Consider the following 16,662-nt stretch of genomic DNA (forward strand, 5'->3'; position numbering starts at 1 on the left):
CCTCTCCCTGGACATTACGGACTCACCACTAGTGATATTGCGAGTTGATCCCACTGGATATGGTCTTTCAGACGGCGATTTACATCCTCAAGCGTGATACTTTCATAAATCGGAAGCAGTTGGAAAAAATCGCTGCCCCGGAAGCGATGTCTTGTAAATTCATGCGCAATATTTTCTGGTGAATTGAGTGTACGCAGATAACCACCGATTTTCTTTTTGCGTGCCCGTTCAAAATGTTCTGCTGCAAAGCCCTGCTTCTGGATGGACTCCACCTCTTCACGTATTCTCGCCAACAGCCGATCCGGGTCTTTGGTATCCCCACCGATTGCAGAGAATGCATATTGCTGCGTGCTATTGTACTCATGACCAAAACTGTCCGAAATCAGATCCTCATCGTAGAGCTTTTGATACAGTTGTGTACTGGAGCCAAACAGGAGATCTAGCATCAGCTTGGTTTCCAGATCATGACGGAGCAATTCTTCACCCGTTAGGCCTACTTCAGCCTCCTTAAATCCAAACAGTAGCTTTGGCAGAGAAACGGCCAGCTTTACCTCACGACGTGGTTCTGCAACTGTAGTGGGTTCATCGTCGAAAATCCGCTCGATCTCTCCCTGCGGCTTATAGTCCTTTTTAGCCTGATTGTTACGTACCAGTTCTATTACTTCAGCTGGATCCACTCCGCCCACTACAAAAAGAATCATATTGCTTGGATGGTAGAAAGCTTCATAGCAACTGTACAGCGTTTCCTTTGTAATCGTACTGATGGATTGAACAGTACCTGCGATATCAATATGCACCGGATGGACCTTGTACAACGCCTCGATCAGACCAAAGTAACTCCGCCAATCGGGATTATCTTCATACATATTGATTTCCTGGCCGATAATGCCTTTTTCCTTCTCTACATTTTCATCTGTAAAGTAAGGATGCTGCACAAAATTGACCAGCGTGGTCAAATTTTCTTGAATACGCTCGGTTGCCGAAAACAGATATACTGTTTGATCAAAGCTCGTAAATGCGTTCGCCGATGCCCCATTAGAAGAAAAGGTAGCAAAAATATCGCCTTCAGGCTCTTCAAACATTTTATGCTCCAAAAAATGGGCTATGCCATCCGGCACCTTTACGGGCTGTTGACCTTCTACGCGGAAATGATTATCAACCGAGCCGTATTTAGTCGCAAATGTAGCGTACGTTTTCTGAAAACCCGGTTTGGGCAACACATAAACGTGTAAACCGTTATCCATTACTTCATAGTACAACGTTTCCTGCAAATGCTCATATGGTATATGCTCCACCGCTATTCCCCCTTCTGGTCTCTCAAGAAATAAATAGTGTCCAGTCGGAACGTCCGGGCGGCATCCTGAACATCCTGCACCTTGACTGCCTCCACCTGACTCAGCAGCTCATCTACCGTCCGCTCTTTACCAGAAAGCTGTCTGTTAAAATCATAGGCGATCATTTCAAAAGCGGAATCCTGCATCTCCTTTAGCAAGTTGCGAATCATCGCCTGCGTTTGGGTCATTTCCAGCTCGGTAATCGCTCCATTTTGCGTATCTTCCAGTTGCTTGCGGATAATAGTAACCGCTTTTTCATAATTAGGAATTTCGATACCAGATTGAATCGTACCAATCCCTTTATGCCCGTCATACCGCGATGAAGCGTAATACGCCAAACTTTCCTTTTCCCTTACATTAACGAACAGCTTTGAATGCGGATACCCGCCCAAAATGCCATTGTACATCAGAGCGGAAGCATAGCGATCGTCTCCATACGTAATAGGGGTGCGCAACCCCATGTTGAGCTTGCCCTGGTTCACATCAAGACGCTCTACAACGGTTTGAACCTCACGCTCTACCGATTTGGGCTGTTCAGGAACATACCCTGTTTCCGCTGAACGGTTCAATTGAAAATAGCGATCAACAAACTTCTCAACTTCTTCCAGCGTCGTATCTCCCACAACGTATAAATCCATGCTGGCATGATTCAGCCATTCTCCATAAGCCTGATACAAACTCTGTGCATCTATGCTGTCCAGATCGGATCGTTGACCAAGAGGGTGCAGACGATAAGGCTCATCTTTGCACATTTCCTCCATACAGCGCTCACCAGCATAACGTATTTTATCGTTAACTATAGATTCCAGCTTTTTACGCACATTTTCTCGTTCCTGCTGGACGTATCCCGTTTGAAATGCACCATTTTCCAATGCAGGCTTCGTCAGCACTTCTCCGAGAAAAGCAAACGAACGATCCAGCAAACTATCCGGACTGTTTACAAAGCTGTCATTAATCGTATCCATGCGAAATTGCACGATCTGATAATCTCCACGTTTGTATACATCGAATCCGAAACCCGCGCCATACAATTGTTCTAACTGTTCTCTGAATTGTGTAGTCTGCGGATACGATTCTGTACCCCGTCGCAGAACGAAAGGTACCAGCCCCACTCGGGTTACGGTTTCCTCACGTAGCGGAGTACCTACATACAACGATATGGCAAACGTCTTAAAGCGCTTGGTCGGCAGTACATGAATCCTCAGTTGTCTGCGTGTGCCACGCTCGAAACCTGTTTTGTTCAAGTCCAAAACTCCTTTGTGACGTCAATTTGCGTCTAGCCTTTGATTAGCATTAGCTGCTGTAAATCATCCTCCTGTAAAGAGGTAAAGTGTACCAATCTTTATTCTAACCATGCAAAAGCCAAGAAGCAACCGGAGACAAGCTCCCGGCTGCTTCGGCGTTTTACATGCAGAAAATATGCTCCCCAATGGTTTTCACCTGCGGACGGGACCAAATCCATTTGGAGGTGGCTGTTTTTGGGTTAAAATAATAAAGACATCCTCCGCTTGGATCCCAGCCGTTCAGTGCTTGGCGTACCGCCTTTTGTGCAGTCTCATTCGGTGTGAGCCAGATTTGGCCGTCTGCTACAGCTGTGAAAGCTCCTGGCTGAAAGATCACTCCAGATGGTGAGTTGGGAAAGCTGGGCGACTTAACCCTGTTCAAAATAACAGCCGCGACGGCAACTTGTCCTTCAAACGGCTCGCCGCGAGATTCACCGTAGACCGCGTTGGCCATAATTTTAAGATCGTTTTCAGATAGTCCCATGGTGTTGGCCGATCCCATCGTTTCATCATTTTGATCCGCTTTATCGTTATTGTCCGCTGTCTGTCCCTGAGCGAAACCTTGATTGTTACGATGCATAGGAGTTTCCGTTGGCTTCCAGTTAGGAGTAGCATTCACCAGCTTTAATTTCGTCTTTGCTCCGACCACTCCATCGGGACGGATGCCAAATTCCTTTTGAAAACCCTTGACAGCTTTTAGTGTACTGCTGCCAAAATGGCTGTCCACTTTCCCGCCAAAAAAGCCCAGCAACTTCAAACGTGATTGCAACTCATATACATCCTGACCGTAAGATCCAAAATCAACCGCTCCCGAGCTGAATGTCGGCTGGGAAGGTTGCGCTGCTTGTACTTTCTGCTGTGTGCTAAGCGGCTCTGCTTGCTGCTGTGCAGAGTCATTTTTAGAAAGTCCTGTGTACGTAATAGCCGAGGCTGCGAGGATACCCGTGCAAATCCAGACCATTGTCTTTTTCATATGCTGCGCTCTACCTTTCTTTTGTGGGATTAACAGGATGGCTACGTTTATTATGACAAGCTCCGCTTAAAGCTATTCACCCTTTTAATCTTCTTTCAGCAGGTAGTCGCCACACCTCAAAAAAACATCACAAAAAAAGCTGTTTGTTCACTTGGAGTTGTCATATTAGAACAACCACCATTCGAACAAACAGCGTTTTAATGTAATGCTGGATAGAGATAATGCTTAGGAACTAACTTTATTTTGCTGATATTGCTCCATTGAGATAAGGACCTCACGGGGCTTGCTACCCTCGTAAGGGCCGATGACTCCGCGAGCTTCCATGGAGTCAATCAGTCGAGCAGCACGTGTATAACCGATCCGCATACGGCGCTGAAGGAGCGAAACGGAAGCTTGTTTAGCCTCTAAAATGATGTTGACAGCCTGATCGTACAGCTCATCCAGCATTTCATCTGCATCAGCCGATACCTCTTCCACCTCCGGCACAAGCGTTTCATCATACTGCGCTTCACCCTGTTCACGTACATAGTTAACAATATTTTCGACTTCTTGATCGCTCATGAACGCTCCCTGAACGCGGACAGGTTTAGAAGCCCCCATTGGCATGAACAGCATATCACCACGTCCGAGTAGCTTCTCGGCTCCGCCCATGTCCAATATGGTACGGGAGTCTACCTGCGAGGAAACGCCGAAGGCAATACGTGAAGGAATATTGGCTTTAATCACCCCGGTAATTACGTCAACCGAAGGTCTCTGGGTTGCAATGATAAGGTGGATGCCTGCTGCACGTGCCATTTGGGCAAGTCGTGCAATCGCATCCTCCACATCTCCCGCAGCTACCATCATTAAATCTGCCAACTCGTCCACAATAACGACGATGTAAGGCAGAAATGCATCCGGGTTATCTTTCATCAGATTATTATAGCCCTCAATATTACGGGTTCCTGATTTGGAAAATAACTCATATCTTTTTTCCATTTCAACTACAATTTTCTTCAATGCAAGTGAGGCACGCTTTGGATCAGTCACGACCGGAGCCAACAAATGCGGGATTCCGTTGTACACGTTCAACTCCACCATTTTAGGATCGACCATCAAAAATTTGACCTCATCCGGCTTTGCTTTGTACAAAATACTCGTGATGATCCCATTGATACACACTGATTTACCCGAACCTGTTGCCCCAGCTACAAGCAGATGGGGCATCTTGGCCAAATTACCAACAATCGTCTGTCCTGCAATATCACGTCCGAATGCAATGGATAAATTGGAAGTTGACTCCTGGAAAACGGTTGTCTCCATTACCTCACGCATCGTGACAATGGAAACTTCATTATTCGGAACCTCAATTCCGATAGCAGATTTGCCAGGAATCGGAGCCTCCATACGGATATCTTTGGCAGCAAGCGCAAGCGCAATATCATCCGTCAGACTCACAATGCGGCTGACCTTTACTCCAATGTCCGGCTGAATTTCATAACGCGTTACGGCAGGGCCACGGACAACCTCCAGCACCTTCGCCCGCACACCAAAGCTTTCCAGCGTTGCTTCCAGCTTGCGTGCCGTTTGCATGTAATCCTTTTGTCCCATACCTTTGCCTACGTTTTGTGGTTTAGCAAGCAAACGAAACGATGGGAGCTTGTAAGGTTTAGGCGGCGGCGGAGCCGGAATAGCTGTATGGGTACCTTCAGCCTCTTCGCCTGCAACCCCAGTTGCAATCGTCTGAGCTTGTCCCTGAGCACCTTCTAATGTCCCCTGGATCGTTGTCGAATCATCCATATCCGTATTCGCATGGGCATCCACAAAGTCATCATCCAGGGATTCATCAATAATGGAAGTTGTCTGCTCTGCCCCTGTCAGGGACTCTCCAAATTCAGCTTCCGGTCTTCTTTCCTCATGCTTTACTTGTTCGAAGAAATCCCTAATAATCGGCGACCTTTTTACCGGAGTTGCAGCTTCCTCCTCAGCGTGTTCGACTACGTCAGACAGCTCTTCACTCTGGTTATCGTTTCTCCACTGGGCCTGCGCGTCCTCAGCTTCATATGGAAGATCATGATCATCCTCATCCGTATCGACGGAATGCTTCTCCTTGTCCGCTTTATCTGAATTTTTGAGACCAAACAACTGAAAGAAAATCGGTTGTTTGCGTGCAGGAGGCTGCATTTCGTCAAAGTCATCATCCATGTCTTCCTCATAGGCAGGAATCGGCTCAGACTTGATTTTTCTATTTCCACTACCTTTGCTAGATGCCGAAAGCGGAGTAGCTTTACCAGTCCATTTTTTACGCACGCTTCCCCCGACTGTCAGCAGCTTGGTCTTTACAATCCGTACCAAATCCACATAGGACAGTTGGGTCATCAGCATGAAACAAATGACGAACATAACAATCATGATCAGTTTAGCTCCTGTGAGACCAAACAGCCACAACAGAACAGTAAGCTGCAATGCGCCTACGTACCCCCCGCTGATATCCTTGTTCAGCATTGAGGTATGGCCCTGCTGGTCAGGCGACAGCAACTGCTCACGCATATCTATATGTATCTGGGTCATCACTCCGCCCGGCTGAAGCGCGTTGATCGGCCCCAAACGCTGCTCCATAGATGAAATAGAACTCATAAGTGTAAAGGCAAATACCAACAGGAGCAAACCCGTTTTACGCGAGTTCCACTGGTTCGGCCACTTGCGGTGAATCATCACCATCAGACCATAATAAATGCCAATGAGAGGGATAACAAAATAGAATTTCCCCAGTACGAGCCCAAACATCTTGGATAGCGACCGACCAACTGCCGCTTCACCCGACAACGCAATGACCGCTAATGTAATCAGCACAATGCCGTAAATTTCAAATTTTAGAACTCCGCCAAATGCGGCTTTCTTTTTTCTTTTTCTTCTTCTGGACATACAAGGTCACCCCCCAGAAGAATATTATACCACGTCACCCGGTATCCGCACATATGTTCTTTTTCAGCAGTAAATGACCTATTTCTATACTATTCGACACCTTCTACGACCACTCGATAACTTGACCTGGTCCATAACGCGGATTCAGGTAGGCTTCCAGCGGACAGTCCAACAACCGTACAATGATCCCCCGACGACTTTCAAGCGGCTGTACCTGCATAAGTAGACCGTCTACCCGAACCTCTGCAAGCTCCTCAGCCTCTTTCCACATCCCTTGCCATACCATTTCCATTGGCATCACAGTATATAGTGTCATTGAGGTAGCTCCCTGCTTTGCTCCCCTGACAGTGTCTCTGTAGGAGTTCCTGTGGGACTGGGAGAAAAAGGAGCATACGGAGCCTGCTGTTGAATCCCAGCGATCCCGTTTTGCTGACGCCGCGTTTCAATAATGGTGTTCAGCTGTTTTAAAGCCTCTCCGATGCCTCCAACCGCGTCCATCAATCCATACTTCACTGCATCCGCTCCCCCAACCGCTGTACCAATATCGCGGTTTAACTCACCGGTTTTAAACATCAGTTCCTTAAACTGCTCTTCTGTAATACGAGAATGAGAAACGACGAAGCGTACAACACGTTCCTGCATTTTTTCCATGTATTCAAAAGTTTGTGGTACTCCAATGACCAGACCGTTCATCCGAATGGGATGAATGGTCATCGTCGCACTCTCCGCAATGTAGGAATAAGTGGAAGACACAGCAATCGGCACACCGATGCTATGCCCCCCACCTATGACAATAGTCACCGTTGGTTTACTCATCGATGCGATCATTTCAGCAATAGCCAGTCCTGCCTCTACATCACCACCAACTGTATTCAGCAAAATCATTAATCCTTCGATACGAGGATTTTGTTCTGCCGCTACCAACTGGGGAATAATGTGCTCATATTTTGTCGTTTTGTTTTGAGGCGGTAAAATGAGATGCCCTTCAATCTGACCGATAATCGTCATGCAAAAAATATTGGACTCGCCTCCAGGCATGGAAGTTTGACCCAGCTGCTGCAAAGCCTCCATAGCAGGTAAAGCGGGTCTTTGCCCAATTTCTGGTTGATCTGGCGCTTCCGTTTCCTCGTTGCCAGATGTTAGATTGCTGTATTGTTCCATATGGGTGATCTTCCTTTCGCTTTACGCATCTATATGACCCGTATTCACCCTATAGTATGGGATGGAAATGGAATATTTTATACCCGACCCCATGCTTTTCCTTGTCCCGCAAAATCAAAAAAGCCTCTCCTCCCGCGGAAACCGTCCAATATTTCCTGCGGGAAGAGAGGCGACTGTGTGCCTGTGACTTAAGTTTTTAATTCAGGTTTTTGAACAAATTTCAATTGAATCACACTTCCATTATAATTGGCAGGATCATCGGTCTGCGACGAGTTTGCTCATACAAGAAGCGACCTAGTGCATCCTTGACATTTGTCTTGAGGGAAGCCCATTCATTTACATTTTCACTCATGAGCTTATGCAGTGTACTTGAGACAATACGATTTGCTTCATCCAGTAGACCTTCCGATTCACGGACATATACGAAACCGCGGGAAATGATATCTGGGCCTGATTTAATCGTTCCGTCTTGCTTGCTCAGCGTGACAACCACCACCAAAATACCGTCCTGTGACAGCAATTTGCGGTCGCGCAATACGATATTTCCTACATCCCCTACGCCTAGTCCATCGATCAGTACGTTGCCTGCTGTAACTTTACCAGCTCTGCGTGCTCCGCCATTCTGAATTTCAATGACTTCACCGATATCCGTGATGAAGATATTTTCAGGCTCTATACCTACGCCTTCAGCAAGAAGAGCGTGACGACGTTGCATTCTAAACTCACCATGAATTGGCAAGAAGAACTTTGGTTTCATCAGATTCAGCATCAGCTTGAGTTCTTCCTGGCTTCCGTGTCCAGAAACGTGGATACCTGGATTAGCTGCGCTGTAATATACATTGGCACCCAGACGGAACAGTTCATCAATTGTGCGTCCAACGTATTTTTCATTACCCGGTACCGGAGTAGCTGCGATGATGACTGAATCCCCTGGAAGAATGTCAACCTTTCGATGTGTGGAACGAGCCATTCTTGTCAAAGCGGACATCGGTTCACCCTGACTGCCTGTGCAGAGAATAACTACACGATCCGCTGACATTTTGCCAACTTCTTCAGGCTCAATCAGCATTCCATCTGGAATTTCCAAATAGCCCAAGTCCGAAGCAATACCTACGACATTAACCATGCTTCGACCAATAACTGTTACTTTACGTCCCGTAGCTTCAGCAGCATTAATTACCTGCTGAATACGATGTACGTTAGAAGCAAAAGTGGCTACGACCACACGCTGTCTCGACTTGCGGAAAATGTCTTCCAGGACAATACCAACGCTCTTTTCCGAAGGTGTAAAGCCCGGTTTCTCGGCATTTGTACTGTCTGACAAAAGAGCCAGTACACCACGTGTGCCAATTTCAGCCATACGCTGCAAATCTGCATATTGTCCGTTCACCGGAGTATGGTCAAATTTGAAGTCACCTGTATGAACAACAGCGCCTTCAGGAGTATCAATACATACACCTACAGAATCCGGAATACTATGGTTGGTTCTGAAGAAAGTTGCTTTTAGTGTGGAACCCAGCTTGATTTCGGAATCAGCATTGATCAAAATACGTTTGGTTTCACCAAGCAGATTCGCTTCCTTCAGCTTGTTTTCCACCAATCCCAGCGTCAATTTGGTACCATATACTGGTACATTCAAATGTTTCAACACGTAAGGCAAACCGCCGATATGGTCCTCGTGACCATGAGTCAGCACAATGCCTCTTACTTTGTCGCGGTTCTCTGTAAGGTAGGAAATATCAGGAATAACGATATCAATGCCCAGCATGTCCTCTTCCGGGAATTTCAGACCGGAATCCACCACGACAATGTCATTGCCGTATTGAACGACATACATATTTTTCCCGATTTCACCGACGCCGCCCAAAGCGAAAATCATCAATTTATCGTTGTTTGTTTTTTTAGACAAATGAATCTAAACCTCCTATGGTAGTTGGACGTCGTACCTTGATTTGTTTATTTAATTTTCAAAAAAATACCGCACCCAGTCACTTGACCCCATTATACATGATTAAAATAAGAAAAAACAAGTCATCCTGTTCGTTACGCTAGGTTTCCCATTGCCGTCTGAAACCATTAGTATCTGTCATTTTATCTACATGCATAGTTAAAAGCACAGCAAAAAGGACGTCCTATAAGAACGCCCTTCACGCTGGAGAACCTTGTCAGACAATAAACTCTATCGGTTTTGTACCTACCGACTGCCCTTAACAAGGATACACCTTAGTATTAATTAACAGCTTATATTCCTATTTCTCTTTAGCGGGTAAATAATTTCTTAATAAATTCCGCTTCATCCTCAGTTGGAGGAATGAGTGGCAACCGAACCGAACCTACCTTAATCCCCCGTAATTCCAATGCATATTTTACTGCCACCGGATTAGGCAGAGGATGAGGACAGCCAAACAAACCCTTGAAAATCGGGAACAACTGCTGATGCAACTTGGCTGCCTCCTGCGAGTGTCCTCCTACAAGTGAATCGATCATCTGCTTCATTTCAGCACCTACCACATGACTCGCTACGCTGATAATACCATAAGCACCTACAGCCATAGCAGGCAACCCAGAAGCATCATCCCCGGAATAAACCAGAAAACCTTCTGGCGCTGCCGCTGCAATCTGTGTGACCTGCGCAAGTGATGCACATTCTTTGGTTCCCACAATGTTCGGAATTTGTGCAAGACGCAGCGTTGTTTCAGCTGTTAGACTCGCTCCAGTACGGCTTGGAACATTATACAGTATAGCTGGAAGGGATGTGGAGTTTGCAATACTTTCGAAATGCTGATACATCCCTTCCTGATTCGGTTTATTATAATATGGTACTACGAGTAGAACACCATCTGCTCCTGCCTGCTCCGCGGCACGGGTTAGATGAATAGAGTGACGCGTATTGTTGCTTCCAGTCCCGGCAATAATTTTACATCGTCCAGCTGCTTTTTCTACAACAAATGCAAACAACTTGATTTTTTCATCATCGCTCAGGGTAGGAGACTCCCCTGTTGTTCCAGATACAACAAGTGACTCTGAGTGCTGTTCTTCTATTAAGTAATCAATCAACGAGGACAATGCAGTCCAGTCAATCTCTCCTTGCTTATCAAAAGGTGTCACCATTGCGGTAATCAATCTGCCGAAGTTCACCATGCTGCCTCCTTTTTGCAAGTCCGAGCACGGACAATGCACCTATTGATGGAGTTCAAATTTATTATGCAATGCGCGTACAGCCTGCACCATATCTTCTTTTTTAACAAGTACCCAGATCGTCGTGTTGGAATCTGCGGATTGAAGGATCTGTACGTCTGATTCTGCCAATGCCTCCACAATCGTCGCCATAATGCCCGGTACCCCGTTGATACCACCGCCTATGACAGAAACTTTAGCACACCCGGCCAGTATCTTAGGTTCTAGACCCAAACCATTCAATACTTCAACCGCTTTGCTTCCATCATGATCGAACACAGTATAAACTGCCCCCGATGGAGTTACGTTAATAAAGTCAACGCTGATTCCATGTTCAGCCATAGATTTGAATACTTGTAATTGCAAGTGCTCCAAACCCGGCTTTAATTCAACATTAATCTGAGTGACATTGCCGACATACGCAATACCGGTCACGAAACGGTCTACGATGTCTGCCTGCACGTCTTTAAAGCCTTCCGGGTGGGTAACTAACGTACCTTCTCCTTCGGAGAAGGTAGAGCGAACACGGACCGGGATATTAGCCTGCATGGCGATTTCAACAGCACGAGGATGGATAACCTTTGCTCCCTGATGAGCCATATTGCAAATCTCCGTATAGCTAACATGTGTAAGTGGCTTTGCATTTTCCACAATGCGCGGATCGGCGGTTAATATACCATTCACATCCGTATAAATATCAACCATATCCGCATGCAGAGCAGCACCCAGAGCAGTAGCTGACGTATCGCTGCCTCCCCGACCCAAGGTGGTCATATCACCGTCTGCTGTTTGTCCCTGAAAACCTGTCACAATGACAACTCTGCCTTGGTTCAACTCTTCAACAACACGGTCTGGCTTTATATCCAAAATACGAGCATTGCCGTATTGATCATCCGTAATAAAGCCCGCCTGTGCCCCAGTTAGCACCGTAGCAGGAATACCTTCCTTCTCCATCAGGCTGCATAATGTAGCAGCAGAAATGATTTCACCACAGCACAGCAGTAAATCCCGCTCGCGCTTCGGAAGACTGTCGCCGTTAGACGCCGCCCAATCCAGCAGCGTGTCGGTGGCATAAGGCTCTCCTTTTCTCCCCATGGCCGACACAACAACAACCAATTGAAGATTTTGCTCCAGCTCCCGCTTCACATGTGCCAGCACAAGTTGACGTGCTTCAGGTGTGGACAGCGAGGTTCCCCCAAATTTTTGCACCAAAATACCCATTATTCTTCCCCCATATCGGAACGTTACTCCGCGTTTGCAGCAATAATTTCCGCGATTTGCACCGCGTTCCATGCCGCTCCTTTGAGCAGATTATCGGATACAACCCACAAATTCAATCCACGGCTATTGCCCAAATCACGGCGTACACGCCCCACAAATACGTCAGGTTTTCCAGCAGCTTCGGATGCCAGTGGATAAAGCTGAGCAGCAGGATCGTCCACTAGCGTTACTCCCGGTGCCGAAGCCAGCAGATTGCGGATTTCTTCTAAATCATAATCTTTTTTAAGTTCTACATATACAGATTCCGAGTGACCGTATACAACAGGAATACGTACACACGTTGCTGTTACGTCCACAGATTCGTCACCCAGTATTTTTTTCGTTTCACGTACCATTTTCATTTCTTCCAGTGTATAACCATTGTCCTGGAATTTATCGATTTGCGGGATAGCATTGAAAGCAATCTGATGCTTTACTGGCAACGAGCCTACTGGCAACAGATCAGGCTGAACTTCATCACCGTTAAGAATCGCTGCGCTTTGACGATTCAATTCATCAATAGCTCGGCTTCCAGCCCCGGAAACGGCCTGGTATGTGGATACTATGATACGAGAAATGCCATACTGATCATATAATGGTTTCAAAGCAGCTACCAACTGAATGGTGGAGCAGTTCGGGTTCGCAATAATTCCTTGATGCTCGGCAATTTTGTCGCTATTCACCTCAGGCACTACAAGAGGAGCTGTCGGATCCATTCGGAATGCATTGGTGTTGTCAATGCAAACCGCCCCATGACGAACAGCATGCGGCGCCAATTCCTTACTTACGTCTCCACCTGCACTAAACAAAGCAATGTCGATTCCTTCAAAGCTGTCGGGGGTAGCAATCTCTACTGGAATTTGCTGACCTTTAAAGCTAATTAACGTGCCGGCAGAACGAGGCGAAGAAAGAAATTTGATTTTGTCCACAGGAAAATCCCGTTTTTCCAGCAGATTTACGATCTGTTCTCCTACAGCGCCTGTTGCTCCAACGACAGCTACATTAAACTTTCTATTGCTCATCTGGTGTATCTCCCCTTCTCGACTAAAAAACCATTTTTTATTCTGAAAGCATCCACCGCCAACAAGAAATTAGACTCGATACAATATCGAATCATCTTCTAGGCGAGGGATGCTCAGCAGTTAACTATAGTACTTCATGGGGTCTTGCGTTCCACAATCATCGGCTGAAGCTGTTTACCTTGCAATGCTTCATAAGCAGCCTCGGGAATCAACTCCATGTTAGCTACAAGCGAGTTCGGCTTTTTAACTGGATTGTCCTGTCCGAACGGCACAAAAAAGATATTTTTGGCTACGAGTAATTTGGCGATATTGGCAGCATTTAGACCCAGTCCATCATTAGTAGATATGGCTAAAAGAAGTGGACGACCGTTGCGCAATTGCGCCTTGGCAGCCATCAAAACCGGACTGTCTGTCATCGCATTCGCTAACTTACTCATTGAATTCCCCGTCAAAGGTGCAATCACCAGCACATCGAGTATTTGGGAGGGACCCAGTGGCTCAGCCTCCACAATTGTAGAAATGATATCATTCCCTGTTATATCTTTCAACTGTTTTTGCCAACTTTGCGAAGTACCAAAGCGAGTATCCGTTGTTAGTACTGTATTGGATATAATAGGAATGACCTTCGCACCCTCATCAACAAAGCGCTGTATAACAGGCATTACCTCTTCAAATGTGCAATGTGAGCCTGTAATTGCATAACCTACTGTTTTCCCTTGCCAACTCATTGTGCATCCCCCCGATCAGGATTATCTTCCATTAACAACTGCACCAGCGTATTCGCTATAATGGCACCAGCAGTTTTGGGAGCAACAATACCGGGAAGACCAGGGGCAAGCATAGCCTTGATTCCACGCTTTTCCGCATAACGGAAATCACATCCGCCCGGGGCGGAAGCAAGATCTATAATCACGGTGCTCAATGGCAATTTAGACAGGATTTGCGCTGTGATAATCATAGAGGGTATCGTATTAAAAATCAAGTCAACTCCCTTTGTCTCTTGCGCTAAATCCCTTGTCATAAAAGGCTTCCAACCCATTTCCACGGCTCTCGCTGCATCCTCTGCCCGCCGTACTCCAACCTTCACTCTGGCTCCCAACCCCTGTAGTGCCCTTGCCATGGTAAATCCAGTCCGTCCCATGCCTAGAACCATACAATCTGCACCGTGAATCGTAAAATCGGTATGCTGAATGGCCATCATCAGTGCGCCTTCGGCCGTAGGTATAGAGTTGTATATGGCCACATCATCTCTCTCCAGCAGCTCTACCAGCTTTAACTCATGTCTGGTACAAATTTCTTTTAAGTACGTCCGCGCCATCCCTGTATATACAACACAATGCGGTGGAAGAGCAGCAGCATGCTCATTCAGAAACTGGAGCTTCTGTGCTCCAAAAAGTGCATTTACGTTGCCTTCCTCATCGCATCCCACCACCGGCAAAATCAGTGCGTCTGACGATTCCAGCAGCTTGACAGACATTGGTTCTAGTGTCACTCCTTTGAGTGGTACTTCAAGCTTGTCAAAACCGACCACACTGACGGTAGCATCCATGTCCACACATTTGCGGATTACCTCAAGCTGCCTCGCATCGCCACCCAAAACAACGACGCGTATTCCTGTTAGCATCCGGATCACTCCTTTCCGAGACACGATATGCTTTTAGTCTATGCGAGTGCCCGGAGAGGGGTGAAAAAACACAAAAAAAAGCCGCCCCTTTATGAGGCGACCTTTATTTGCATGCTTACTCTTAAGCAAGAAATTTGAAGATTTTACAAAATAGACATTCGTACATCGCAAACCAACCATAACCTCAGCGTCCTGTATGGCCAAAGCCTCCAGCACCACGCACTGTTTCAGATAATTGGTCTACTTGTTTCAGCTCTACCTCAGGTACAACCTGAAATACCATTTGTGCAATTCGCTCATTGCGCGTAATCGTGAACGATTCCTCGCCCAAATTAATAAGAAGTACCTTAATCTCCCCACGATAATCCGCATCAATCGTTCCCGGTGTATTGAGACAAGTAATACCATGCTTAAGAGCCAGTCCACTTCGCGGACGGATCTGTGCCTCCAATCCCGCTGGCATAGCTATTGCAAATCCAGTTGGAACGAGGCAACGTTTGCCGGGTTCCAGTACCAGATTTTCCTGTACTGCTGCATACAAGTCAAACCCTGATGCAAGCTCTGACATTTTGCGGGGCAGCTCAATATCTTCATTGCCCGCGAGTCTGTTAATTTCCACGTAAGTTAACAAAATAGTCCCTCCTCATATCCTTTACCGCTGAATCACTCGCTCCCACCATCGACAGGGCAAACGGCTCCGAGAACATCCGATCCAGCACTTTATTCACATCATTTGCCGTCACTTGCTCGATATGCTCGATCATTTGATCCAGCGTATAATGCTGACCAAGCATCAATTCATTTTTTCCAAGCCGATTCATCCGGCTACCTGTACTTTCAAGGCTTAAAATCAAACTTCCTTTTAATTGCTCCTTACCTTTACGAAGCTCATTAGCGTCCAAACCGTTGACAGCCACATCTCGTAAAAGCTCCAGCGTCAAATCCAGCACGTCCTTTGTTTGCTTAGGAGCCGTACCTGCATAGATCGTGAACATACCACTGTCCGCATGGGAGCTATGATAGGAATAGACCGAATAAGCCAGTCCACGCTTTTCCCGAATTTCTTGAAACAAACGTGAACTCATGCCGCCGCCGATCGCGTTATTCAGCAAAACCATAGCATACTGGAGTTCGTCACCCGTTGCAAATCCAGGCAGGGATAAACAAATATGATTTTGCTCCGTTGCTTTCTCATGATACAACAGCTCACCGTTAAACGCAGGTACTGTCAGCGGCGAAACGGTTCCATGATTATCAAAATGTCCAAAATGTCGCTCCAACAATTCTACCAAGCGATCATCAACATTACCAGCCACACTGATAACTGTATTGTCGATTGTATAATGCTCCCTCATATAATGGCTGAGATGTGAGCTATCCATAGCAAGCAGGTGATCTTCGGTTCCGAGAATCGGATAAGCCAGTGGATGTTCACCATAGGCCGCGCGAGATACAAGATCATGCACCATATCATCCGGTGTATCCTCGTACATGGAGATTTCCTCCAAAATCACATTCTTCTCTTTTGCCAATTCTTCCTGATCTAGTTTGGAATTAAAAAACATATCAGACAGCACATCAACTGCGATCGGTAGATGCTCATCCAACACCTTGGCATAATAGCATGTATATTCCTTCGAAGTGAAAGCATTAACATTTCCTCCGATGGCATCGAATTGCTCAGCGATTTCCTTAGCGTTAAAACGCTCTGTTCCTTTGAAAAGCATGTGTTCGATAAAATGAGAAATACCGCTATTGTCCGGCGTTTCATTTCGGGAGCCGGTTTTAACCCAGATACCGAAAGAAACAGAACGCACGGTTGGAATTTTTTCAATGACCACTCTTAGGCCGTTTTTGAGTTGAATTCTTTCCACGATTGGCCCTCCTAAACTGAATTGCATACTTAGCCATAATGTTCAATCCT

At 46.3% G+C, this 16,662-nt stretch carries 14 protein-coding genes; all 14 read right to left on the minus strand.

Annotated features, from left to right (window positions below; all coding sequences use genetic code 11):
• Nucleotides 1-14: 14 nt before the first annotated feature.
• On the minus strand, nt 15-1,295 hold the full coding sequence (gene yfmH, locus MKX59_RS17280; protein WP_023988233.1) for an EF-P 5-aminopentanol modification-associated protein YfmH: 1,281 nt from the start codon (nt 1,293-1,295) through the stop codon (nt 15-17).
• Nucleotides 1,296-1,297: 2 nt separating this feature from the next.
• Entirely contained in the window at nt 1,298-2,578 is a 1,281-nt protein-coding gene (yfmF, locus tag MKX59_RS17285; RefSeq protein WP_209941797.1) for an EF-P 5-aminopentanol modification-associated protein YfmF, read from the minus strand.
• A gap of 160 nt (nt 2,579-2,738) precedes the next feature.
• Nucleotides 2,739-3,590, minus strand: a complete 852-nt coding sequence (gene sleB, locus MKX59_RS17290; protein ID WP_340858673.1) for a spore cortex-lytic enzyme — start codon at nt 3,588-3,590, stop codon at nt 2,739-2,741.
• 225 nt (nt 3,591-3,815) lie between these two features.
• Nucleotides 3,816-6,494: an FtsK/SpoIIIE family DNA translocase gene (locus tag MKX59_RS17295; protein WP_023988230.1), complete on the minus strand. Its 2,679-nt coding sequence runs from the start codon at nt 6,492-6,494 to the stop codon at nt 3,816-3,818.
• 103 nt (nt 6,495-6,597) lie between these two features.
• Complete coding sequence (locus tag MKX59_RS17300) at nt 6,598-6,810, minus strand: YlzJ-like family protein (protein WP_023988229.1); 213 nt, start codon at nt 6,808-6,810, stop codon at nt 6,598-6,600.
• Complete coding sequence (locus MKX59_RS17305) at nt 6,807-7,655, minus strand: ClpP family protease (RefSeq protein ID WP_023988228.1); 849 nt, start codon at nt 7,653-7,655, stop codon at nt 6,807-6,809. The genes MKX59_RS17300 and MKX59_RS17305 overlap by 4 nt, the downstream gene beginning before the upstream one ends.
• Before the next feature lie 229 nt (nt 7,656-7,884).
• The gene (locus MKX59_RS17310; RefSeq protein WP_013309942.1) at nt 7,885-9,564 is read right to left on the minus strand and encodes a ribonuclease J; all 1,680 of its coding nucleotides are present in this window, start codon (nt 9,562-9,564) and stop codon (nt 7,885-7,887) included.
• 350 nt (nt 9,565-9,914) lie between these two features.
• Nucleotides 9,915-10,796, minus strand: coding sequence for a 4-hydroxy-tetrahydrodipicolinate synthase (gene dapA, locus MKX59_RS17315; protein ID WP_340858676.1), 882 nt, complete (start codon nt 10,794-10,796; stop codon nt 9,915-9,917).
• Between the two features lie 39 nt (nt 10,797-10,835).
• Entirely contained in the window at nt 10,836-12,053 is a 1,218-nt protein-coding gene (gene dapG, locus MKX59_RS17320; protein ID WP_013309940.1) for an aspartate kinase, read from the minus strand.
• A 23-nt stretch (nt 12,054-12,076) separates the two neighbouring features.
• Entirely contained in the window at nt 12,077-13,114 is a 1,038-nt protein-coding gene (locus MKX59_RS17325; RefSeq protein ID WP_340858677.1) for an aspartate-semialdehyde dehydrogenase, read from the minus strand.
• 134 nt (nt 13,115-13,248) lie between these two features.
• A complete protein-coding gene (locus tag MKX59_RS17330; protein WP_023988226.1) occupies nt 13,249-13,842 on the minus strand; it encodes a dipicolinate synthase subunit B in 594 nt (197 codons plus the stop codon).
• A complete protein-coding gene (dpsA, locus tag MKX59_RS17335; RefSeq protein WP_028542709.1) occupies nt 13,839-14,738 on the minus strand; it encodes a dipicolinate synthase subunit DpsA in 900 nt (299 codons plus the stop codon). The genes MKX59_RS17330 and dpsA overlap by 4 nt, the downstream gene beginning before the upstream one ends.
• A gap of 184 nt (nt 14,739-14,922) precedes the next feature.
• Nucleotides 14,923-15,369 (minus strand): dUTP diphosphatase, encoded by a 447-nt coding sequence (dut, locus tag MKX59_RS17340; protein ID WP_013309936.1) that lies wholly within the window; start codon nt 15,367-15,369, stop codon nt 14,923-14,925.
• Entirely contained in the window at nt 15,347-16,612 is a 1,266-nt protein-coding gene (locus MKX59_RS17345) for a M16 family metallopeptidase (protein WP_023988223.1), read from the minus strand. Before MKX59_RS17345 ends, dut begins: the two co-directional genes overlap by 23 nt.
• Nucleotides 16,613-16,662: the final 50 nt, after the last annotated feature.

The sequence above is a fragment of the Paenibacillus sp. FSL R7-0340 genome, from assembly GCF_038002205.1.
Taxonomy (GTDB): Bacteria; Bacillota; Bacilli; order Paenibacillales; family Paenibacillaceae; genus Paenibacillus; species Paenibacillus polymyxa_B.